The 23,892-nt window shown below is 67.8% G+C and carries 13 protein-coding genes; 2 read left to right on the forward strand and 11 right to left on the reverse strand.

Annotated elements, in window-relative coordinates; translation table 11 throughout:
- The first annotated feature begins 220 nt into the window (after positions 1–220).
- Positions 221–1,711: an HWE histidine kinase domain-containing protein gene (locus tag AAIL68_RS04600; RefSeq protein WP_347138378.1), complete on the forward strand. Its 1,491-nt coding sequence runs from the start codon at positions 221–223 to the stop codon at positions 1,709–1,711.
- Between the two features lie 158 nt (positions 1,712–1,869).
- Here AAIL68_RS04600 and AAIL68_RS04605 read toward each other — a convergent pair whose 3' ends face one another.
- On the reverse strand, positions 1,870–2,208 hold the full coding sequence (locus AAIL68_RS04605) for an HNH endonuclease (RefSeq protein ID WP_347138379.1): 339 nt from the start codon (positions 2,206–2,208) through the stop codon (positions 1,870–1,872).
- 90 nt (positions 2,209–2,298) lie between these two features.
- On the opposite strand from AAIL68_RS04605, the gene AAIL68_RS04610 reads away from it, so the two are divergent.
- Positions 2,299–3,159, forward strand: a complete 861-nt coding sequence (locus tag AAIL68_RS04610) for a hypothetical protein (protein ID WP_347138380.1) — start codon at positions 2,299–2,301, stop codon at positions 3,157–3,159.
- Positions 3,160–3,218: 59 nt separating this feature from the next.
- Here AAIL68_RS04610 and AAIL68_RS04615 read toward each other — a convergent pair whose 3' ends face one another.
- The 10 genes from AAIL68_RS04615 to AAIL68_RS04660 all read right to left on the reverse strand — a co-directional run bounded on the left by AAIL68_RS04615 (position 3,219) and on the right by AAIL68_RS04660 (position 23,683).
- The gene (locus AAIL68_RS04615; protein WP_347138382.1) at positions 3,219–3,743 is read right to left on the reverse strand and encodes a PRC-barrel domain-containing protein; all 525 of its coding nucleotides are present in this window, start codon (positions 3,741–3,743) and stop codon (positions 3,219–3,221) included.
- A 159-nt stretch (positions 3,744–3,902) separates the two neighbouring features.
- Positions 3,903–4,034 carry a hypothetical protein gene (locus tag AAIL68_RS04620; RefSeq protein ID WP_347138383.1) on the reverse strand — a complete coding sequence of 44 codons (132 nt, stop codon included), beginning with the start codon at positions 4,032–4,034 and terminating at the stop codon, positions 3,903–3,905.
- On the reverse strand, positions 4,021–4,680 hold the full coding sequence (locus AAIL68_RS04625; protein WP_347138384.1) for a hypothetical protein: 660 nt from the start codon (positions 4,678–4,680) through the stop codon (positions 4,021–4,023). Before AAIL68_RS04625 ends, AAIL68_RS04620 begins: the two co-directional genes overlap by 14 nt.
- Before the next feature lie 20 nt (positions 4,681–4,700).
- The gene (locus tag AAIL68_RS04630; protein ID WP_347138386.1) at positions 4,701–11,153 is read right to left on the reverse strand and encodes an RHS repeat-associated core domain-containing protein; all 6,453 of its coding nucleotides are present in this window, start codon (positions 11,151–11,153) and stop codon (positions 4,701–4,703) included.
- A 22-nt stretch (positions 11,154–11,175) separates the two neighbouring features.
- Positions 11,176–14,052, reverse strand: coding sequence for a leucine-rich repeat domain-containing protein (locus AAIL68_RS04635; protein ID WP_347138387.1), 2,877 nt, complete (start codon positions 14,050–14,052; stop codon positions 11,176–11,178).
- Complete coding sequence (locus AAIL68_RS04640; RefSeq protein WP_347138388.1) at positions 14,049–16,094, reverse strand: hypothetical protein; 2,046 nt, start codon at positions 16,092–16,094, stop codon at positions 14,049–14,051. The genes AAIL68_RS04635 and AAIL68_RS04640 overlap by 4 nt, the downstream gene beginning before the upstream one ends.
- Positions 16,091–17,437 (reverse strand): hypothetical protein, encoded by a 1,347-nt coding sequence (locus AAIL68_RS04645; RefSeq protein ID WP_347138389.1) that lies wholly within the window; start codon positions 17,435–17,437, stop codon positions 16,091–16,093. Before AAIL68_RS04645 ends, AAIL68_RS04640 begins: the two co-directional genes overlap by 4 nt.
- On the reverse strand, positions 17,434–21,261 hold the full coding sequence (locus AAIL68_RS04650; RefSeq protein WP_347138390.1) for a hypothetical protein: 3,828 nt from the start codon (positions 21,259–21,261) through the stop codon (positions 17,434–17,436). The genes AAIL68_RS04645 and AAIL68_RS04650 overlap by 4 nt, the downstream gene beginning before the upstream one ends.
- Entirely contained in the window at positions 21,258–22,577 is a 1,320-nt protein-coding gene (locus AAIL68_RS04655) for a hypothetical protein (RefSeq protein WP_347138391.1), read from the reverse strand. Before AAIL68_RS04655 ends, AAIL68_RS04650 begins: the two co-directional genes overlap by 4 nt.
- On the reverse strand, positions 22,574–23,683 hold the full coding sequence (locus AAIL68_RS04660; RefSeq protein WP_347138392.1) for a hypothetical protein: 1,110 nt from the start codon (positions 23,681–23,683) through the stop codon (positions 22,574–22,576). Before AAIL68_RS04660 ends, AAIL68_RS04655 begins: the two co-directional genes overlap by 4 nt.
- Positions 23,684–23,892 lie beyond the last annotated feature (209 nt).

Here is a 23,892-nt window from a genome sequence, read left to right on the forward strand (position 1 = left end):
AAAGCTAAGGCCCGCCAAAAGCGGGCCTTTTCCTATGGACAGGCTTCGTTCCACGCGCAAAGGCGTGGGCGGGCCGTCCCTGCGGCAAGGATCCCGAATGGCTGGCCATGCAAAGGGACTCGCAAGTGCGGTCTTTCGCTTATAACGATGCATCCAGGTTGGACAGGTCCAGAACCGTCCCGACATGACGAGCCGAAGAATGGACGGATTGCGCAAGGCCATGATCCAAGACACCGGCCAGGTGTCGGCACTTCTGGGTGGCGGGGAATGCGGTGCCCTGCTGCGCGGGCTTGACTGGAACGACAATCCCCTGGGCCCGCCCGAGGAATGGTCCGACGAACTGCATGCCGTTGTCGGAATGGCCCTGGCCTCGGCCCAGCCGATGCTGATCGTCTGGGGGCCCCAGCAGATCACCCTGTACAACGACGGCTACGCGGCCATGTGCGGGCACCGCCACCCGCAGGCGCTTGGGCGACCGTTCAGGGAATTGTGGTTCGACATCTGGGACAGGATCCAGCCGATCATCGACGCGGCCTACGCGGGCATTAGCACATCGATGGACGACAGCGAATTCACGATGTATCGCAACGGCTATCCCGAAAAGGCGAACTTCGCGTTTTCCTATACCCCGGTGCGCAACCGCGCTGGCGAGGTGCTGGGCATGTTCTGCCCCTGCACCGAAACCACCGCCAGCGTCGCCATCCGCGATGCCGAACGCGTGGAACGCAGCGGCTTCCTGCAGGTGTTCGAGGTGGCGCTTGGCGCCGTCGCCCTGCTGAGCGGGCCCGATCACATCTTCCGCTTTGCCAATGCCGATTACCTGAAGCTTGTGGGGCACCGCGACGTGATCGGAAAATCCGTCCGCGCCGCCCTGCCCGAAGTCGTGGGCCAGGGCTTCATCGACATTCTCGACCGCGTTTACCAAACGGGTGAATCGCATGTCGGCCACCAGATCCCGGTCGAGCTGAAAAGCCATCCGGGCGCGGTCGCCAAGGTGCATCTTCTGGATTTCCTGTATCACCCGATCCGCGACGCCGAAGGCGCCATCAACGGCATCTTCGTCCAGGCCCTGGACGTGACCGAGCAGGTGGACGAGGAGCAGAAGCAGCGGATGCTGAACCGCGAGCTTGGCCACCGGCTGAAGAACCAGCTGGCCATGGTCCAGGCGGTCGTCAACCAGACCCTGCGGTCGGCCGAGGATCTGGATTCGGCCCGGCGGGATCTGAGCGAACGGATCCGCGCCCTTGCCGGGGCCCATGACATGCTGATCGAAGGCCGTGCCAGCAGGACCACGGTCGAGGAGATCGTCCGCAAGGCCCTGGCGCTGCACGATGACCGGGACGGCACCCGGATCCGCATCGAAGGCCCGGCGCTGACCATCGCGTCGCGCCCCGCGCTGTCGCTGTCATTGATCCTGCACGAGCTTGCGACCAATGCGACCAAGCACGGCGCCCTGTCCGCCGAGACGGGCTTCGTCACCGTCCGGTGGCAGGTCGCGCCCGCCGCTGAGGGCCCCGACCAGTTCGTCCTGACCTGGACCGAGGGCGGCGGCCCCCCGGTCACCAAGCCCGATCGTGTGGGGTCGGGGACGAACCTGATCAGCACGGGCCTGTCGGGCACCGCCACATGCGACGTGGCGATCGACTATGCCCCGGAAGGCCTGCGCTGCAGGATCACCGCCGATCTTCCCAGCTTCCAGAACGAGAACTAGGCACCTGGGCGCCCGGCAGGGGTTGGGGTGCTGCTCTTTCTGAACGCCCGCGCTCAGGCTCCTGACAAGCCGGTTCGCATCGACATCCGCCGGATCGGGCAAGTCCGAAAACTGTCCCCTGCCCGTCACGGAACAGCCCCGGTCAACCTTGCCGGCCTTTATCGCCTCTTGCGGCGGGTGCCGCCCGGGACGCGCGACAGGAATCCCGGCGGGCGGCGGCTGACCCATTCGGCGAAGGCGGCAAGCCGGGGATGGGCGCGCAGCGCCTCGGGCGTGTTGAAGCTGCGGGCGAGATCCTTTTCGCTGATCGCGGCATGGACCTCCTTGTGGCAGATGTGGTGCATCAGCACGACCGGACCCCTGGCCCCGCCCCTGGATCGCGGGACCAGGTGATGCAGGCTTTGCGGCACGTCGGGCGGGATCGGACGCAGGCAAAGGGGGCAGCGGGGATCGTCATCCATGCCCGCCATATGGGGATCGCCGGGGCGCGCCGCCATGGCCCGCAGCGTTCAATCTTTGTTCACCCTCCTTGAAATCCCGCCCCGCCTGTGGTCAGGCGGGCCAAACCACGCCATTCTTCGATTCCCATGAATGTTCTTGCTTCCCCCGCGCAAGCCTTCGTCCCGACCGATGGCCCTGCGCCGATTCTTGCGGGCTTTGAATGCGGCAGGCTGCACTGGAACGGCCACGACCTGCTGCATTCCACCAACCACCTGCCGGACGGGGCGATGGCCCATCACTATGCCGTGGCGCGGGACCAGGGCGTGGCGGGCGCGCGCGACGGGCTGTCCTGGCGGCACGACATCGCGGCGCGCGTCAAGGCAGTGCCCGAAGGCTTTCCGGTGATCTGGGATCTGGTCCATTTCGACGCCCCGCCCCGGCCTGCCCAGCATGCGGTAGCCTGCTGCATGGCGCTGCCCCCCGATGCCTGGGCGATCGCCGTCAACGAACCCTCGGTCGGGCGGCGGGTATCGGGCATGACGCCCAGGCGCGCGACGGACATGGCGCTGAAGATGATGGCGACCGCCGCCTGCCTGCCGGTGCGGCCCCGTTTCGCCACCTGCGATCCCTTCCACCACCTGCATCCCAATGTCTTCAAGGCGACCGACCGGCTGGTCGCCAGCGGCCATGTGCAGATGGTGGGCGTCAACTATTACCCCCACCACGCCATCGAGCCGCTGCACCGCATCCTGCGCGCGGTTGCCGACCGCTATCATCTGCCGGTGATGATAACCGAGACCGGCTGGCACCAGGGCCTGTCCGCCGCGCATCGCCGCTTTCCGCATGTGCGCGACCGCTGGAACTGGCTGGCCCATGTCCAGGCCGAGATCGCCCTGTCGGGCGTCCCCGTCGCGGGGCTGTGCTGGTATCCCTGGCTGGACATGCCCGCCTGGGACAACCCCGCCCATGGCCGCTGGCCCTGCGGCTGGCCGGGCCGCCAGGCGTGACCGCAAAAGGCCCGAGGCGCACATGCGCCTCGGGCCCAGATCGTTGCAAGGCCGCGGGGTCAGCCGCGATCGGGCCATTCGAATTCCGGCGCGTTTTCCAGCGCCTCGCGGTTGGCGGTGAAGACGATGAAATAGTCGTTTTCGGAATCGCCGTCGCGCAGCACCCGCAACTGTTCCATCGCCACGGCGACCGTTCTCTCGCCCATTCCCAGGAAGCCGCCGATATCCACCAGCACGGCCTTTACGTCGCCGGTGTCGCTGATGACCAGGTCGTTGATCTCGCCGATGTCGTCCCAGCCCTCGTCGATCTCGTTATAGGTCGCGGTAGTGTCCACGTCGGTTTCGGCGGCGTAAAGGCGCTTGCCGATAAAGGTTTCGGCCGACATGTCGGTCGGGGTCGCCGTATAGCCGAAGCCCGCATCCGCCGTTGCCGGTGCTGCCGTCGCCGGTGCCGTTGTCGTCGCGGCATCGGTGGCGGTGGTGGTTTCGGTCGTGGCAGGGGCGGCCGGTGCTGCCGTCGTTTGCGCCAGAACCGGGCCAGCAAGCATGGCGATCAGGGCGGTCGAAGTCAGAAGCTTGGTCATTGGTACCTCATTCAGCAAACCCGCAAGGGGAATGGCCTTTCAACAGGCAATGCGGGGACAAGGTTCCGACCTTTGGCGGATGGCGGGGCAAACCAATTCGTGAGCGGGCCTGTCCCGGCGCCTCGGCGCAGGCCGGATTCCGCACCTGCCAGACGGCTGTCAGCCAAGGTCGAACACCTGCTTCTGCCGGACAACCTGCACGCGGGCAGCGTTCCCGGCGGGCTCGGGCATCCCGCCATCCGCCGCATCGCCAAGGCGCCCAGCCCTTGCCCCGCCGTTATTCGCTTTCAAGCCGGGGCAGCCCGGAATAATCCTCTTGCCCGACCAGGAAGCCCAGGTCGATGGCGGCGGCAAGGAAGGCCGGATCGGCGGCCAGGTCGGCGAACTCGGCCTTCAGCACGCCGGACTTGTCGAAATAACGGTCGCGGAAGGCATTGCGGTCCAACCCGCGCCAGCCGGCATCCGCGCCGGGCTTGACCAGGCATTGTTCCAGCAGGGCCGGGTCGGCGCCCGTGGCGGGCAGGCGCGGGCGGGCAAAGTCGTCCGCCTTGATCCCCGGCACGATGCCCGCCGCGAACTGGGTGACGCAGCGCGGATCGCCCTCGCCTTCCAGGCGCAGGTCGAAGAAGGGCGGGCGCAGCCCCGGCTGGGCCAGATGCGCGAAGGCACGGATGCGGTTGACGGCCCGCAGCGCGTCCAGCGTGCCCACCTGCGCCATGTCGCCCGACGGGTCCAGCACCAGCCCCGTCCCTGCCCCGGCATCCGCAAGCTGCCGCGACAGCCAGTCCGCGTCGTGGCCCATCCAGTCCAGGAAATCCAGCGGCACGCTGACCGCGGGCGACAGGCGTTCCCCCATGTCCTGCGCCCCCATGGGTGCGGCGGCCAATGCGGCCAGCAGGGCCAGCCCGGCGATCCTTGTTGTTCGGTTGACCATCATCGGCCTCCTGCCCGTGGGCTTCAATAGTTGTTGCGCGGATTGATGTTCAGCATCCGCCGCAGGTCGTTTTCGGTGATGTCGTCGGCGCGCGGCGTGCCGCCCACCCCCACGGTGCGGACTTCCTCGTCCATCCGGGGGGCCTGCGGCACGCCGTTCAGCCCGGTATAGGGAACCGCGTTCATCCCCGAGATCTGGCCCGCCATGATATGCGAGGCATGGATCATCTCGTGCCCCAGCACGATGCCGGGATCCGCAGGCTCGCGCGACACGGTGCCTGTCTTGGGATCGAACTCGACCGAGGTGCGGGTCAGCGCCGCCGCCGGGTCATAGTGGATCACCGCATCGCCCGGCGTCTTGGTGGGGTCGATGCTGCGATCAACTACATCGGCGCCGGTCGCCCCCGCCTTGAACGAGATGGTGGTGGTCTGCGCGCTGTCGATCACGCGGCGGTTCAGTTCGCGCCCGGATTCGAAGTTGGTGCCCGGCACGAAGAAGTTCTTCACGTCCAGCCAGGCCCCGTGCAGCCAGCTCTGGCTCAGCTTGCCCGTGGCGCTGTCCACCCGCGCGGTCGGGTCGGTGCGCTGCAGGTCGCGTTCGACCTCGGCCCGATAGGCGGGCGTTCCGGCGATCACCGCGTCAAGCCCCGTCGGGTCCACATAGGACAGGGGGTTGTTGTTGGCATAGGCGAACAGCGAACAGGCGATGGTGTTGCCGGTGCAGCGTTCGGGATCGGTCAGGTACAGGGGATCAGGCGACACGAAGCGGCCCAGGTCGGGGTCATAGTAGCGCGCCCCATAGTAATAAAGCCCCGTCGCGTCATCGAGATACTTTCCCGTGAAGCGGTGATGCGTCGGCTCTCGCGGGGTTTCGCCCGCATGCGCGGCCAGGTGGTCGGCCCAGGCCGGGGCCAGCACCTCGGGCGCGTGTTCGGTGCCATAGGCGCGATACAGCATCTGTTCGACCGGCACGCCGTCCGGCGTCATCAGGTAATCGCTGCTTTCCAGGTGGTCGCGCAGGTAATAGAACCAGCGGCCCGTGCCATGCTCCATGCGCACCAGCCGCGCATTGCCCACCCGGACGAAGCTTTCGCCGCCCTGCGGCCCGACCTCGAAATCATGGGTGGGGAACAGGTAGAGCGTGGTTTCCCCGGCATCGGGGACCACCTGCTTGTAGATGCGCCGCCCGGTCTGGTCATAGCCGAAGAACACCGTCCCCTCCGCCGTGCGGGCCTGCAGCAGCCGACCATAGGCGTCGAAGACCGTAGCCGTCACCTTGGGCGATGCGGCAAGCTGGCCGAAGCCGTCGAAGCGATAGGCCTTGTCCGCGCTGCCCGCCGGGATCAGCCCGGTCTGGGCGTCGGCTGGCCGGGCAAGGTCGGCATCGGCGAATTCGCCGTTGCGCTTGAAGGTGCCCGCGTCGCTATAGGCGAAGCCGGCGGTCTGGCCGTAACGCTGGATCTCGGTCAACTGGTTGCGGAAGTCATAGGCGAAGCGGCCCGACCGATCGACATGGCCCGCCGCCGGATCGCCCCCCGCCAAGGCATCGTCGATGACGGTGATGGAACCGTTGCCGTTGAAGGTCATCGACAGATCCTGCAGGGGCCTGCCCGCAGCGATGCTTTCGATGCGGGTCATGTAGAGCGTCTGCGGATCATAGGTCATCTGCGTGAAGGCCCCGCCGCGATAGTCGATACGGGCGATGCTGCCTTCGGGATTGTAGGCGATGTTTTCGATGATCCGTTCGGCCTGGGCGAAATCGGGATGCTCGATGGTGACGGCGATCAGGTTTTCGTCCGCGCCCAGGGTATAGCGCGCCGAAAGCCCGCCCGGCCCGGTCGCCCCCGCGATGCGGCCGTCCAGCGTATGGCGGAACCCTTCGGCAAAGCGGCGCCCTGCGATCTCCATCTCGTTCAGGACCATGCGGCCGTTGGCGTCATAGCCGAAGCGCTGCACGGCGTCGAAGCGGCCGTTCGGATCGTGCGTCGTGACCTGCACCGGCTGGCCCAGGGGGGCCTGGATCGGCGCGGCAAAAGGCGCGGCCGAGGCGATCTGGACCGCGCGGTCGTAGCCGAATTCGACGCGCAACTGCCCGTCCTCGGATTCCGTCAGCTTGCGGTTCAGCCCGTCATAGGTGGTGGACAGGGTATGCGTCTCGCCATCCGCCGCAATCCGGGCGCGCAGCGTCTGGCGGCCGCGCGCGTCATAGAAGGCATAGTATTCGCCCATGCCGGGGACCGACTGGTATTCCGGGTCGCCGATGGAATTGAAGATCAACCGGCGCGGCTCGGTCTCTCCCGGCAGCCAGATTTCGCGCAGGTAGCCGAAGCTGTCGCGAAGAAAGCGGGTGGCGCTGCGGGTGCCGCGTCCGTCGCCGGTGACGATGGCCGCCACGCCGTTTTCGTTTTCCAGCCGCAATTCCTCGCTGGTGGTCTGGCCGTTGGTGTCGGGCCAGGTAATGATCCGGGCCGATCCCCAGGGCTCGTAGGACACCTGCGTGACCTTGCCCGCAGGGGTGTCGCTGCGCAGCAGGCGCCCCGCCCCGTCATAGCGGAAGCTTTCGCCCACGGCGCGGCCTTCCGGCACCGGAATGGCGCCCATGTCGAAGACCTTGCGCAGATCCAGATCCGCGACCCCGGCAAAATCGCGGGCGACGAAGGGCGTCCAGCGGAAGACCATCTTGTCGTTGCGGTTGAAGCGCGCGAATTCGTAAACCCGCACGCCGCCGCCGGTCACGTCCTCCAGCGTGGCGACCTGCTGGCCGCGCGGGGAATAGGCGGCAAGCTGGCGGATCCATTCGCTTTCGCCTTCGGGCGTGGACGCCGCGTCGGCATAGCGGCGGCGTTCCGTCAGGATCAGCGTCGGCCCGCCGTTTTCGCCGAAGCGATAGGCATAGCGCCGTTCCGCCCCGTCCGCCGCGCGTTCGGACACCTTGCGGGCCAGCGCGTCGTATTCATAGGCGACCTCCATCCCCAAGGGCGTCACTTCGGACGACACCAGCCCCGCGCGCGGCCCGTCGTAGCGGTTGCGTGTCACCTGATCCAGGGCACCGTCCCCACCCGCAAAGCGCGTATGGGCCAGCAGCAGGACGCCGGTGTCGTCGTATTCCGCCGCCTCGATCCGGCCCAGGGGGTCGGACATCGACGTGGTGTTGCCGAAGATGTCATAGCCCATCTCTCGGATCAGGCTGCGGATCGGCTGGTGATGATCCGCCAGCGAATCCGGCACCTGGTCCAAGCCCGAAAAGACCTCGATCTCGCGCCGTCCCAGGCGGCCGCCCCGCTCGGGCAGATAGTCCATCTTCTCGCGGCTCATCAGGCGGGTGCCTGCAAGGACGCGGCGTTCGGAGACCGCCTTGACGATGCCCAGCGGCGCCAGCGCCGCGCGGCTGGCCGCGTAATCGGACTGGATCACGCGGGTCAGGCCGGGCACCACCAGACCGTCGGGGCCGGGGATTTCCCGCAGGGTGGTGGTTTCCGTGGCGGGCAGGTTGAAGTCGTCGAAGTCGGCATAGGTTTGGGTCTTCAGCGCCGCCGCGCAGACGGGCTCGTCGCCCGGCTGCTGGGTCTGGTCAAGGCCCACGGCGGTGCTTTGCGCCTCGGAGGTCTTGCGGATCCAGGAGGTGCCGTCGTCGCGGTCCACCGCCTCCCAGTTCTGGGATTCGCAAGCCAGCATCTTGCCCGGGCGGGGCAAGGGCTGCGCCCGCGTGGCGGTGGACAGCGAATGAAGCGCGGGGGCCGAGGGGTCCAGTTCCACATTCGCCTCGGCGCTGGCGACCATCACCGCATCGGGCAGCAGCTCATAGGTGCGCCGGATGCGCAGCTTGCCCGCCAGATGCAGGTCGGCCGTCGCCTCGGCGAAGGTATAGTACTGCTCATAGGCGACGGAGGAGGTCTGGCTGGTCTCCTCGCCCGCGAATTCGTCGCCCCAGACGACCTTTTCCACATCGGAAAAGCCGATGAAGCGGCGGTTGATCGTGTCGTAGAAAGGGTTGTGGTAGTAATATTCCTCGGTCGTCACGTCGCGGCGGGCGGCGCCGGGCGCGCCTTCCGATGTGACCATCTGCTTGGCCAGCACCACCGGGAAATGCAGCGGGCGGGTGGGCATCCCGTTCGCGCGGTCGCGCAGCATCTCATCGACCGATGTCGCATAGCGCACGTCATGGCGCCGACCGGACGCGAAATCCACGACCGACAGCAGGTTGGCCTTGGCAAGCTGCACGCCCCCCGCGCGGTTGAAGTCGATCACCACGACCGCCTTGACCTCATCGCCCGATGGCTTCTGGAAGACCACGATTTCCGACTGGCCGTCGCCGTCCATGTCGGCCACGCGGCTGCGGAAGCTGGCGGCGGATGTGCCGACCTGGACGCGCAGGTTCAGCGCCAGGTCCAGCGGGCGGGGCAGGAAGCTGCCGTCGCCAAAGCCCAGCCAGACGCGCAACTGGTCGGTCCGTTCGCCCATGGATGCGAAATCCAGAATGCCGTCGCCGTTCACATCGACCGTCCACATGGTCTGCAGGCGGTCGTTCGGACGCATCCCGTCGATCGCGGCAAAGCGGCCCTGGCCGCAGACCGGATCGGCAAGCCCCGCCTCTCCGAACAGCAGGGTCGCGGCGGGGGCGAAAGGCGTGCCCTGGTTTTCATAGACGCACAGTCCCTGTTCCGCAGGCCGGATCGTCACAAGGTCGGGCAGCCGGTCGCCGTTCATGTCCTGCAGGCGGACGTTGTCGCGCCCCAGGATCTGGCCGTCCTGCGACGGAAAGGGGAAGGGCCGCGCGGTCACGCCGAAGGACACGGGGCGGCTGCCATCGGGCTGCAGGCGCGTCAGGTTCAGCATGATCTGCCACTGGGTCGCGCCGTCGTCGTCCAGCCGCGTGGTGACGATGTCGCTGCGCCCGTCCATGTTCACGTCCTGGAAGCGCGCATTGCCGCCGGTGAACAGGCTGGGCGAGATGCCGGGCAGCGCGATCCGGCGGCCGATATAGGCGAAGCTGCCGTCCGCCTTGCCGTCATAGACATGGACGGCGCCATCCTCGATTTCGACAATATCGACGAAGCTGTCGCCGAAGATGTCGGCGAAGTGGAAGCGGTCGTCGGCCAGCCGGGGTGCGATTTCGCGCAGCATCCCGCCCTCGGTGGTGCGGGACAGCATCAGCGGCTGGCTGGTGCGGAAGGCGTCGGCCAGATCGCCCTCGCCCAGCAGGACAGTGGCGCCGTCGTCGGTGGTGCGGACCACATCGACCAGGGCGTCCATGTTCAGATCCGCCAGCTCGAAGTTCTGCGGCGGGATGTCGCCCGCAAAGCCCAGGTTCGGCGCGTCATAGACCAGGTCGCGCCCGGCCAGTTCGGCGGAGGTCCAGGACGAATAATCGAAGCGGATGTCCGGCAGGCGCAGGGCCGTGTCGCCCAAGGGCGCGCCGCCCGTGTCGCCAAAGCGGTAAAGGACGCGCAACTGGTCCAGCACGTTGACCGAATTGGCGTCGATCAGCGGCGTCAGGTCGGATTCCGCCTGCGCTTGGCAATCGGGATGGGCGCGCACGGCAAAGCGCGACGGGTCATCCATCGCCCGGCCGATATAGCCCATGCACCATTGCTGATAGACCGTGTCGTCGAACCGCGCCGTCACCCGGCCATAGAGCATCGCGTTCTGCTGGCGCACGCCCGCCGCGTGGGACACAAGGGAGGGCCGCGTCTCGATCAGGTCGAAGTCATAGCGGCTGCGCCCGCCCGCGAAGGTGATCGCCGAGAGATAGCTGCGGTTGCCGTGGCGGGCGTATTCATAGCGGATCGCATCGCCGTCTGCGTTCAGCCGCATCACCATGGGCCAGCGGGTCACGAAGGGCTGCGGGCCGTCCAGCTGCCCCTCGGCCACGGCGGGGTCGCCGCTGAAGATCATCCGGCTGCCGTCGCCGTGGCGGACCTCGAAGCCCGACGGGATGGTCTCGGCCACGCGTTCGCCCGTGCGGCCAAGGCTGGTCACCTCGAAGGGGCCGGGGTGATAGGCGATCTCGACATGCTCCTCGGAAAACTCGGGGCGATAGCGCCAGACGCCGTTTTCCGCGCCCAGGAACACCAGCCGCGCGCCCGAAAGCGTCAGTTGGGAAAAGAATCCCCCGCCCGGACGCTGGCCCGGCACGGCGGTCCCCAGGTCGTCGTTGACCGTGACCGAAGGGACGCTGAAGCCCCAGCCGACGCCCAGGCCCGACCCGCTGTCGCCCGCGAACTGGTTATAGGTCAGCGCCACGTCCTGCGGCCCCCAGTTGCCGCGATCCAGCAATGTCGGCAGCGGCATCTGGAAATTGGCCGACCCGGTATTGGTGTTCAGGCCGAATGTCCCTTCCTCGCGCGATACGGTGCCGCCCGCCTGCGGCAGGTCGATGACGCTGGCGGCGGACTTGTCCTGCGAATGGGCGGGTTGTCCGGTGGCCAGCGTCAGAACGGACAGAGCGGTAAGGGCGGAACTGATGAAACGGGACATGGCGACCCTCCGGTCGAAGAATTCAGCGGTTGATGGCGATGCCACCCTCCCGCACGAAGATGCGTGGGTTGATTTGTCGGTCGATACAGCTGTTGGTCAGGTTGCAGGTCAGGAAGCGTTCGTTCGGCTGGACGACGATCTCGCCCCAGTTCTGGATCACGTCCACGCCGTGCAGGATCAATGGCGGCGTGCGGTTGCAGGCGGCGACCACCGATGGATCCATGAAGCCGAAGCTGACGCAAAGCGGGTTGCCGCCCAGATAGGTCCGGTCCAGCAGCCCAAAATGCACCGTGCCGATGCGGTTGTCGCGCAGGTCGATCCGGTTCAGCGGGCCGGTGCCGGCCAGCGGGGCCATCGTCTCGATCCGGTTGTTGCGCGCGCTGAGGCTGCCCAGGACCGCCATCCCCGACAAGGGCGACAGGTCCGTCACCAGGTTGTTGTCGAAGTCCAGCGACACCAGCGACCTGTTCATGGGCGGCAGCGCCGACAGGCGGTTGGTGGCGACGTTCAGCGTCTTCAGTTGCCCCAACCCGGTCAGGGGCCGCAGGTCGGTGACAAGGTTGTCGAACAGGTAAAGCTCTTCCAGGTTGGGGAAGAAGCGCACCGGGTCGATGTCGATGATGTTCTTCTTGTTGAGGTTCAGGCTGCGCCGGTCATTGGCCCAGACCTCGACCGCCGCGCAGTCGTCAGGCGCGACGCCCGATCCGGCCATCAGAGGGGCCAGCGCCTCCATGAAGGGGCGCAGGGTGCCCATGGCGATGGGATCGAAGCGGTTGACAAAGCACATGTCGCGCAGGTTTTCGTAGGCCAAGGGCAGGTCGCGCATCCGCACGGATTCAAGGTTCGGCAGTTGCGCAAGCGGACCGATCAGCCTGATATTGGTGCCGGAAATATCCAGCGACTTCAGGCGCGACAGCCCGGCGATGCCGTTCAGCCCGGCGATGGGATTGTTGGCCAGGGACAGCCGTTCCAGCCGCCCCAGCCCCAGAACGGTGCCAAGCGCGCCGATCTGGTTGCGGCCAAGCCCCAGGTCGGTTAGGTGCGGCAGCCCCGTCAGGCCGGTCACGTCGGACAACTGGTTGTTGCCCAGGCCAAGCGCGCGGACATTCTGCAGGATGCCGAAATAGGACAGCGTGCGCAGCCCGGCATTCGAGAAATCGCCCGCGTGCAGTTGCGCCAGTTCCTGCGCGGCGGGCTGGCAATCTGTCCGCCCGCTGCCCGCCAGAAGCGCCGTCACCTCCAGCATCTGGTCTTCGGACAGCAGGGGCTGGTCCTCGGCGGCGGGATTCTTGTGGTGGCGCATCAGGCAGGCGGACAGGAAATCGTCCAGCCGGACCGGGTTGTCGGAGGCGTCGAAGACCTGCAGTTTCAGCAGCGCGCCCACGGGGCGGATGTCGGTGATGTCGTTGCCCGCAAGCTTCAGTTCGACCAGTTCGGTCAGCCCGGCCAGGGGCGTCACATCGGCAATGGCGTTTCCGCTCAGATCCAGCCGCGTCAGATGCGTCAGCACCCCGAGGGGCCGGATGTCGGTCAGGATCTTCGACGACAGATCCAGCGCGGTCGTGGCCCGCAGCGCGTCGCTGGCCGTCTGGCAGGAACCGCCGCCCATGGCATCGACCACGGCGCGGATCGTCTGGCCAAAGGGCGTGGCGGCATCCCGGTCCAGGATGCACAGGTCCAGGAAATCCTGGCCCCCGGCCTGCACGATGGGATTGCCCGTCAGGTCGATGTCCAGCGTGCTGGGAAAGCTGCCAAGATGGGCGAAATCCTCGATGGCGTTCTGCGACAGATCCAGCAGGGTCAGGTTGCCAAGCGCGGTCAGCGGCTCGACCTGCGCGCCGGTCAGGCCGTTGCCGGACAGCGTCAGCCGGGTCAGCGCGACGAGGAAGCGCAGGGGCTGCAGGTCAGTCACGCCCGTGCGGTCCAGCGACAGGCTGGTCAGCAGCGGCAGCGCGGCCAAGGCGCGGATGTCGGTCACGGGATTGTCCGACAGATCCAGCCGCGTCAGTTGCGTCAGGGGCGCCAGCGCCGCCACGCTGGTCAGCCCGTTGCCGGACAGGTCCAGATGGCCAAGCGCCGTCAGCTTGGGCAAAGGCCGCAGGTCGGTGATGCGGTTGTCGGCCAACAGCAGCGTCTGCAACTGCGGCAGATGGGCCAGCGGTTCCAGCGACTGCACGTCCTTGCCGCCAAGATCCAGCGTGGTGATGGACCGCAGGAAGGCATCGGCCGCGTTGCAGGCCGCCGGATCGCCCATGGCCGAAATGCCGCCGGGCGTGGCGTCCAGCATCGCCATGACGGTCGCGGTCTGGGCCGGGGTCCGGTCGGCCTTGCGGCACCAGGCGGCAAAGCTGGTGGGTGCGGGCTGGATCGGATCGCCCGCGATGCAGGCAATGGTGTGGATCTTGCCCGCGAAGAAAGGCGTGGGATCGGCGGCGGTGGCGGCGGCAAGGTCAATGCCAAGCGCGGCCGCAAGCCCCGCGCATTCCGGCACATACAGGCGGTCGCCAAAGGTGGCAGCCCCCCGCTCGACCGGGAAATGCAGGTAATGGGTCAGCCCCGACGGCCCTTCGGCGGCATAGGCCTTGATGGGATAATCGGGGGCGGTCGGGCACAGGGCCGGGTTGTCGCCGGGCCGGGCCGCCACGATGACCGGATCCACGGCGGTCAGCACCTCGGACGGGACCGAGGTAAAGCCCAGGCCGCGGATCACCTTTTCCTCATCCGCCTGGGTGGCGCAGGCGATGCGATAGCCGCGCCCCTCGCTGATCAGCAGCGGGTAATGCAGGCGGTCGCCCGACAGGGCCGGATCCTCGAACAGGACCATGCGGGGCGGTTCCTGCGCCGCCAGCGGATGCGCGGCAAGCGCCAGAAATAGGCCAAGGAAAGCCGTGCGTGTCATTCCAGCACCTCCAGTCGGCCCGGCCCGCAGGCCGTGTGGGTGTTGTCCCGCGCCAGGTCGTTTCCCGGCAGCATCAGCCGCGAGGCCGAGGCCGCGTCGGCAAAGCTGACGGCGCAGCGGAACCCCGCGATGCGCGATATGGTCAGGTCGGCGCGCGCGGCGCGTTCAAGCTGCATCCCCGAACCCGGCGCGCCCGGCTCGGCCCCAAGGACGACCGAGCCGCCGTCAAGCAAGGCGCCGCGCAGCACCACCGGCGTGGCGGCAATGATCTCGACCTGCGACAGGCGGGTCATGGTCCCCGGCATCAGCAGCATCCCGAAGCGCCCCGCCGCCAGCCGCAGGGCGGCATCGGACCGGCCCGTCAGCAACAGCCGGGATGCAAGCGCCTGCACCGCCGTCGCCTGCGCGGTCACGGAACTGTCCGTGGCGTAAAGATCGGCCAGGCACAGGTTGATGCCGCGTTGCAAAGGCTGATCAGAGGCGTCGATGGTGGACCCATTCAGGACCAGCGCGCCGGACTGGACCTGGATGCCCAGGGCCTCGCGCGCGGCCGGGCCTTCGGGAGTGGGCGCCCGGCGCAGGTCGATGGCGGTCAGCACAAGGCGGGGAACGCCGGTTGCCGCGATCAGCGCATCGACAGGGGCCAGCACGCAGGATCCGTCGGATGCCGCCAGCCGCGACGGCGTGATGGTCAGGGTGCTGCGCGCGATGCCCGGCGCGGGGGCCAGTTCCACCTGCGCGAAGGCGGGGCCGGTCAGGGTCAGCGCGGTGGGCAGCGTCAGCGCAGCGGGCAGTTCCACCCGCAGCCGGGCGGCACCGGGACAGTCGGGACCGGGCGCCAGCATGGCGGGCGTCAGCGCCCCGCCCTCGGCCACGCGGCGCAGGCACAGGTCCGGTCCCGAGGCGCGACAGTCGAGGATCGTCGCGGCAGGCGCGGTATCGTCCACGGCAGCGGCTGCGGCGGCCTGCCAGTCGTCGCCGGGTTTGGCAACCATGCCAAGCGCCTGGGCCAGCCCGTCGCAGCCCACCAGCGACAGGCTGCGGCCTTCCGCATAGGTCATCACCTGCGCCACGCTGCCCAGCCGGTCCATGCGCGTGGCGGGCGCGGGCGGGTCGATGACGGTCACGCCCAGGTCGCTGTCGGGCGACAGAAACACCGCATGGCGATGCGCGTAATCAACGCAGCCGGTTAGGCACAGGTCGGCATAGAGCGCCACGCGCAGGGCGGCCACGGCCTCTCCGCCAAGCGCGGTCACGGGGGTTTCCGGGTCGGCGCCGATCAGGCGCGCCAGGGCGTCCTCCAGCCGCGCGGCCTCGGCCCCGCCTGCCAGCAGGGTGTCGCGCGTGTCCACGCCATCGACGCGCAGCACCGGAAGATAGCCGGCGGGCGCGGTCTCGGACGGGCGGAAGCGCAGGACGGGGATGGTGTCGCCCGCGCTGGCTTCGGACAGGAAGGTGTCGAAGCGGTGCAGGCTCCAGGCGCCTGCGGTTTGGGGTGTTGTCGGGATGGTGGTGCCCTGCCCCGGCTGCGCGTCGCCGCAATCCAGCACCAGCGCGGGGCCGTCGCCCAGGTCGGGCGGCAGGCCGGTGCCCAGCAGCACGCCGGGCAGTTGCAGCCGCGCGCGGATCGCGAAGACGGTGCGCAGGCCCGTGCAGCGCGACGGCAGCGCGGCATAGCCGGGGCCGCCCGGCATCGGCAGGTAATAGCGCCCGCTGCCGCCCGGATCGGCCCAGATGCCCGTCGCGGCGGGCCAATCGAGTGCAAAGTCGGCCTCCGAACAGGGGATGCGGGGGGCCGCGCCAAGGGCGAATCCTTCGGTCAGCGCGGCCTGCGTCTGTTCGGCGGGCTGAACGGTGTCGGCCAGGGCCAGCAGGTTGCGTGCCTGGGTGACGCCGGTGCAGCCCGCAAGCTCGACCGCCTGGGTGTCGTAGAGGGCGACGTAACGGTCCTGGCCCTCATCCGTCACATAGACGGCCAGACCCGGCGGCTCGGCCCCTGCCGCGCTTGCGACCAGCAGCAAGGGGGCAATGAGGCGCATCATGGCATCCCCGCCAGGCAGGCGGCGGCCTGCGCAGGGGCAAGGCCCGGCACGGCGAAGGCCGGATCAAGGCCCGCGTCGCGGCACATTGCGCCGATTTCGGCCGCATGGGGCGTGCCGTCGAAGGTCACGCGCAGGGTGCCATCCGCGACCGTGCCGTCGGGCTTCAGGCACAGGGGGTTCTGCGCCAGGGCCGGGCGGCGGCAGGCGCGGATCGTGTCGGGGCTGGCGCGGCGGCTGAGAAGCTCGCAGAAATAGATGCGGCACAACTGGTCGGTCAGCGCCCGGTTTTCCTCCCTGGCATTGGCAAGCCTGCGGATCTGCGCCACCAGATCCGCCGCCGTGCTAGCAAAGGCCAAGTCCGTGACGCGGGTGCCTTCCTCGGCCAGTTCGCCCGACCGTTCGGTGATCTTGGGGCGCAGGTTCACGTTCTCGGCGGTCATGAACAGCCCGCCTTTCCAGCGGTCGAATTCGTCCAGGATCGCCGTCGCCCGCAGGATGGCGCTGCGGTAATTGTCATAGATCGGCCCCATCTTCTCGTCGCGCGCCGCTTCATAGACGCGCTGCAGGGCGGCGTGTTCGGCGTTGACAGCGGCGGCTTGGGTCGCCAGTCCGGCAATCCCGGCCTCGGCCGTTTCCAGCAGCCCCTCGGCCCGGCGCAGCTTGCGCGAGAACATCGCCGTGATCGGGCTTTCGACGCCGCTGAAATGCCGCGCGATGGATGCGTCCGCCGCCTCGTCCACGAAAGTCGCGATCTCGGTATCCGTGAGGTTCGAGATCAACCCGCATTCCGCATCGAAATCGGGGGCAAGCGCGCCCGCATGGCAGGCCGCCATTTCGGAAAACCGCGCGTCCATGCTGCGCCCGGTCCCAAGCCCTTCGGCATATTCGAACAGCGCATGATCCCAGCGGATCGCGTCCAGATCGGCCTGCGCGCCGCGACGGTCGCGGCAGAACAGGGTGCGTTCGAACTCCGCCTGCCCGCCGGACGCACGGAAGGCCGCAAGGTGGCGGTCGGCCCCCGCGCAGCGCGCAAGGCCCGAGACCAGCGTGGCAAGCTGCTGGGGCACGGGCGGCAGGCCGCGCACCTGCGCCTCGTCCAGGGCGCGGATGGCGGCGTCCTCGTCATCGGCGCTGCGGTTTGCGCGGTGATACAGGCACAGCCCGCGTTCCAGCGCATCGGTCGCGGTGGGCTGGCGGTCGGGCGCGGCATTGGCGGGAAAGGCGCAGTCAGGCGCGTTCAGCACGCGGCCTTCGACCATGTAGCCGGCAAGGTTGTCCACGAACAGGTCGCGCGCCTGGGCCGGGACCGCACACAGCAGGACAAGGGCGAGTGCATGTCTCATGGCGCGCTCGCGAAGATGACATAGAGCGTGAAGACCGCGCCGTCGAAGGGGCAGTCCGACGGCATCAGCGACAGCCGATAGGCGGCGGCGACGGGCGCGCCCAGATAGGGCAGCGTGGACTGGCTGTCGTTGGGCGGACCCTGCGGGCGGGGGAAGCTGCGCACCTGGAAGCGGTCCTGCAGCCAGTAGCGGATGACCGAATTCACCTCGGCCTGGCTGTCGGCCAGGTTGAAGAAGGTCTGCAGCGCCAGCCGCTCCGGCCCGACCAGCAGGTCGGCGGACACTTCGCGCGAACCTTCGGCGACCGGGCGGAAGACGAAGCCCGAGCCGCGATGGGTCAGCGCAAAGCGGTTCCATTGCGCGCCGGTGCAGCGGTATTGCGTGCCCACGAAGGTGTCGATCAGGGTCAGGTTGCGCCTTTGGGCGAACTTGGGCGACCACAGCGCGAAATAGCCGTTCTCGCGCATCAGCGCCTCGGTCGAGGCGAAGGGGCTGATCTCGAAATCCACGGCCTCGGTCAGGGCCAGGCGGCGGGCGAAGCCGGAATTGGCGGGGATCACGATTTGGGCCACGTCGATGTTGATCTGGCGTTCGTCGAAGAACCGCTTTTGCACGATGTCGTTGACCAGGGCACCAAGCTGGGTGGCGTTGGTGACATAGACCTGCGGCACCTTGGTTTCCGTCCCGGTGACGGCGTTCACCACCACGAAGCGGCGGCGCATCAGGTGCAGAAGCTGGTTGGCCTGCTCGATGGCGCGGCGCTTGGCGGTCAGGTAATCGGGGATCCCCTTCATCAGTTGCGACAGGGTTTCCTGGTTGGCGATGAACAGGTTGCGCCGTTCGGCGGGATCGTCGATGCGGCTGACCAGTTCGGTCAGCTTTTCCTGCTCGGCCCCCACCTCGGCCAGGATCGAGCCTTGGAAGTCGATGATCTGGCCCTGCAATTCGCGGTTCTTCAGCGCAAGGCCGGTCGCCTCGTTCAGCCCGGCGACAAGGGTCTCGGTGTTCGCGGTCTCGCCCTGGATGCGGCTTTCGACAAAGCCCAGTTCGGCATCCGTCAGGGCCAGCATCTGCGCCTGCTGGCGGTCGTGCAACTCGGCGATGATGTTGGTCTGGGCGTCGGACTGGCTGGCCAGCCCCTCGACCGTGGCGCGGGCCTGATCGACGCGGGTGATGCGGGACCGCGTCTCGTCCACCAGCCGGGCGATGCGGGCGTTGTCATCGGCAAGCTGGGCCTCGTTCAGCCCCACCTTGTCCAGTTCCAGGTTCAGGACGGCGATGTCGTTCCGGTGGCGTTCGATGGTGCGCTGCTGGCTGGCGATCTGGAAGGACAGCAGGTCGTTTTCCGACGCCCGCAGATCCAGGGACGCCAGGTTGCGCGCGTGATCGGCGCGCAGCCGGGCCACCTGCTCGTCGATGGACAGCGCCTCGCGTTCGCAATCCACGGCGGCAAGCGAGCCTTGCAGCGCAAGCTGGCGCAATTCCTCGCGCCCCGAGGCAAGCTGGCCCGCCAGCTTGAAATGGGTGTTCTGCAGCGCGATGGCCTTGATGGCCTTCTGCCGGTCCAACTGCCGGTTGGCCTGGGCGATCTGCGTCAACTGGCGGTTCAGCGCATCGACCTGGGCCATGGTCGATTGCGTGACCTGGCCCACGCTGACGATGGTGGACAGGATCGTGCGCAGCGCGTTCACCGTGTTCAGCGCCGACTTGTCCACCTTGATCGAGGTATAAACCCCGCTGGCAAGCCCCGCCGCCGCGACCGTGGTTTCCGGCACCAGGGAGGCCGTGGCCAGCACCGTTTCGGCGATGGTCAGCCCCGTCTGCGCGGCGATCACGGTGCCGTTGAAGCCCGCCGCCCAGGCGATGACCGAGGTGATCTGGCTGTCGATCTGCCCGGCGGTCTCGGCATAGCTGGCGGCCTGTTCCTCCAGCGACGCCTTTTCGGCGTCATAAAGTTCACGCGCGAAGGCGGTTTCCGTCTGGGTGAAGCTGCCGCAGTCCACGCCCGCCAATTCGGCGGGCAGGTCGATGCCCGCATCGATCAGGTCGCTGCCAGGGATGATCGCCTGAAGGTCCGCGAAATCGGCGCTGCCCACCACGCATTTCATCACGAAGGCGCGGGCCTCGGACTGGGCGGTCAGCAGCTTCTGGCGCAGGCCGGGCTCTCCCCCGGTGCCGCACATCTGGCCGACATAGGTGGTCCGGGTGAAGGCGGGCGCGGGCACGGCGCAGGCCGTTTCGCCCGGAAGCGAAGGCGCGAAGGGCGTGGCGATGAGTTCGCCGATGAAGGCAAGCTGGCTTTCGATGGCGCAGATATCCTCGCGCGCGACGCGGCGGGTCAGGGCAAAGACCAGGGTGCGGCGCGTCTCGATTTCGGCAATGGTGGCCTCGGCCTCGGCGATGCCGTTTTCGGCGGTGGCGATCTGGGTGGCGATGATCGCGCGCTGGCGGCCAAGCTGTTCGATCTGGTTGCTGTTGCGCGCGGTCTGGCGGTCGTATTCGCTGATCTGGCTTTCCAGGGACGAAATCTGCAGATCCAGGTTCATCCGGGTCATTTCCCAACTGATGAGCCAGCGAAGCTCGTTCCGGCGCTCGGCGGCGGCTTCCTTGGACAGGACCAGCAGGTCCAACTCGCTGCGCTGCTGCAACTGGCGGCGCTGGTTTTCGAATTCCGCCAGCCGGGTGGACAGCGCGACTTCCAGCGACCGGATCTGCTGGCGATAGGCGAAGGTATCGACCTGCGCGCCGATGGCGTTCACCTGGGCCTGGACCTCGTTGGCAAAGACCTGCGCCTCGTGTTCCAGCTTGCCGATGCGGTGGGCGGCCAGGTTCACCTGCTGGCCGCGAATGGTACGCTGTTCGTCCAGGACGCGCGTGGCCTCGCCCAGCTTGCCCGCGTGCCAGCGTTCCAGGATCGCCTCGACCCGGCCCTCGATCACGTCCAGTTCCTGGCGCGTTTCGGCCAGGCGCTGCTGCAATTGTTCAAAGGGGATGGTGGTGAACTGCATGGGGTCGATGTCAAGGAACAGGTGACCCCGGCGCAGGCTTCCCATCCGCCGCGTCAGGTCGCTTTCCAGCAGGTCCAGATCGGCCCGCAGGTCGTCATAGGTCGCCTGTCCGGGCACATCCATCTGGGTTTCGACCAGGACCCACAGCGCGGCTTCGTAATTGGTGGAGGCCTTGGACAGGTTCGGCTGGCTGTCCACGCCCGCGCCCGGCGCGGCTTCCAGCGTTTCGGCGATCATGAAGTCAAGCTGCTTCAGCCGCGCCTCGGAGACGGTCTGATACCAGATGTCGCCGGTGTTCATCAGCAACTGCACCTTCAGCGCCGACAGCGACACCAGATCGCGCACGAAGGTGCGATAGCTGGCCTCGCCCCCGTCATCCCCGCCGCCGCCCTGCTGCCGGGCAAGAACGCGCAGGCCCCGGTCCACGACCTCGATCCCCAGCCGTCCCATCTCCTGCGCGGCCTGGGGCGAGAGCGGGCTGTCGTTGCGGGTCACGCCCGAGGCGCTGGACAGGAAGGGCAGTTCGGCCGCCAAAAACAGGCGGTAACGGCCAAGCTGCAGGTGGCAGTCCACATTGCAGACCTGGGCGATGCGGCCCACAGCCTCGTCCCCGCAGGTGGCTAGGAAGCCTTCCAGCTCGGCGGCGACATCGCCCATATAGGTCACGTCGGCGCGGAAATTGGCGATCTGCAGCAGCGTCGTCAGCTCTCCCGCGCGGTTGACGGCAGCCGCCGGATCCATGCTCTGGCAGGTTTCCTGGGCCTGCGACGGCAGGGCGGGCAGCAGGAACAGCAGCAGGGCGAAAGCGCGGATCACGGCGACACCGTTGCAAGATGGGTCTCGGAAATCTGGCGCACATGGCGGGCCAGTTCGGCGATCAGCGCGGTATCGGCATCGGGCGTCTGCATCCGGCCCACGGCTCCCAGGGCCGCGTTCAGGCAAGCGGTATAGGGGCCGCTGACCTGCGCGGTCAGCGCGCCGCTGTCGCGCGACATGTCCAGCCCGTCGTAAAGGCCCTGCAACGCCGCGCAGGGGGCGAGTTCCCCGGCAAGGGCGGGATCGCCGTCGTTCGGATCGGCCAGATGTGCCAGTTCGGCCAGGACCGCGCCGATCTGGCCCGTCACGGCGTCCATCCGGGCTCGGCCTTCGGCGAATTCGGCCAGTTCGGCCGGCTTGTTCAGCGACGACAGGTCGGTCGCGGCCAGGGTCTGCAGGGTCTGCGCGGCGTTCAACTGATCGTCCCGGACCAGCACCATGTTGGCCGCCGCATTGCCCAGCACCCGTTCCAGTTCGATGATCGCGGCCGAGGCAATGGTCACGTCCATGCGGTTGACCAGATCGGTGAAGGTCTCGGCCGAGGCGTCCAGCAGCACCAGCGTGTCGGACACCTTGGCGCGGACCTCGGCCACGATCTTCTCGCGCACGCGGGTTTCCACCAGCCGCACGGTTTCCGCCCTGCCCCGCACCGGCTGGATGGCGCAGACCAGGGCGGCCAAGGCGCCATCTTCCAGCCGCGCTTGGGCTGCGTCGCGCACGGACAGCAGGTCGCGCCATGCGGGCGGCAGGCGATCGGCGGCAATGCCCGACAGCGGCCCGGCGCTGATTTCGCGCAACCGGGTCAGGCGGGCGCATTTGCCGGGCAGGTCGCGGGCGGCGAAATAGAGCCGCGCCGTGATCAGCCAAGCCTCCAGCCCCGCCGCATACTGGCGTTCGGTCAGCCGGGCCAGATCATCGGCCGTGTCCGTGGAAAAGGGCGTGAAGGCGCGATAGCGGGCCAGATACATCTCGGACCAGGCAAGGCGCGGCATCAGCACCGCCGCATCCGCCGATGGCAGGGGCAGGACCGGAAAGACCCGCTGCTGCGTGCCGCCCCCGGTCGCGGTCTCGCCCAGGACGGTGCCGCCGAAGGGGATCCCCAGGTCGGGGGCAGGCGCGGCAGCGGGGTCGGGCAGATCGCCCGCAGGGGCAAGCGCGCGGTAAAGGTCAAGCTGCGGCGCGGCGCTGCCCAGGGTGCGGCCCCACAAGTCCCCCAGCTTGGCCGAGGAATAGCCGGGCCGCGTCACCTGTGCATGGGCGGCACCGATGCACAAAAGGGCGGCTATGGCCCAGCCGATATGACGCCACGCACTCATCGGCAGTACCATACGCGGCTGGCCGCGCCCGCCTGCTGGCAGATGCCGCTGCGCTGCCCATGGGCGGCCCAGTCGGCGCGGATCTGCGCCAGATGGTCCTGCGCGATCCGGCCCGGCGTGTCGGCCTGCACCTTGTCGCGCAACTGCCAGAAGGGCCGCGCCGGGTCGGTCGGCAGCAGGATGCCCACCATGTTGATGTGGAACGCCGATTCCTTCAGATAGGCTTCCGCCGCCGACACCGTTTCCGACCGGATCCGGGCGTAATCCTCGGGCGACACCCCGCCCAGGGCGGCGGCGAAGGCGTCCTCCTGGCGCTCGACCTCTCGCAGCATGTCGCGGGTGCGGGTCAGCAGCCCGTCCAGGATCGACGTATCCGCCACGACCTGCGCGCCGCTGCCGCTGACCGGGCCGAAGACATCGGCAAGGATCACCCGGATCGCGCCCAGATGGGTCGCCGCCGACCGCAGCTCAACCTGCCGTAACGCGATCCCGGTTTCCAGGTCCGACGCCTTGCTGACGAAACCGCGCAGCGCCAGTTGCAGCGTGCCGAAGGCGTCCAACGCCTCGGGCGGGGGCAGCAGGAACACGTCGCGGGAATAGCGGTCCGCCTGGCCTTGGGCGACGGTGGCGATGCGGGCGCGGGTCAGGGCGGATTCAGGGCAACCGGGCACCTGCCCCACATCGGTCAGCATCCGGTTGGCATGATAGATCTGGTCCATCTGCCGCAGCGTGCCGAAGGACTGGCTGCGGGTGAATTCCGCGTCCACCTGCGTCAGGTAATCGGCCAGGTATTCGCGCGCGAACTTGACCATCTCGCATTGCCCGCCCGCCGCGCGTTCGCGGATCTGGCGCTGGAAGAAGGATGCGCCCAGATAGTATTTCTGGTCTGCTGTGGGCTCCAGCGTCTCGGCGAAAAGGCCCGCGATGATGGTGTCGTATTCCCCGCAGGCATAGGTCCGCGCCAGACATTCGCCATCGGACCGGATGTCGCAACCCGCCAAGGCCGGGCCGCAAATCTCTTGCGCCTGTGCGGCGGACATCGAAAAGGCCAGAACAAAGGCCAACAGATACCGTGGTCCGCCAGCGATGCGACGGTTCCTGAACATGAAAGTCCCTGACGGTTTAAGGTTTTAAGAAGATGCAAATGATATTGGCCATAATATAGCACATTTAATGATCATGAAAAAATAAATAATGTGGATGATAATTATGCCTTTATCCTTCCTTTATCGCTTGAAAGGAAAATCGGGCGCAATGCAGCGCAGCGGTTGTGTCCCGGCAGGCCCTTTCCATGCCTGGAGTGAGTCCCGTCACC

The sequence above is a fragment of the Paracoccus sp. SSK6 genome, from assembly GCF_039770665.1.
In the GTDB taxonomy this organism is placed as follows: Bacteria; Pseudomonadota; Alphaproteobacteria; order Rhodobacterales; family Rhodobacteraceae; genus Paracoccus.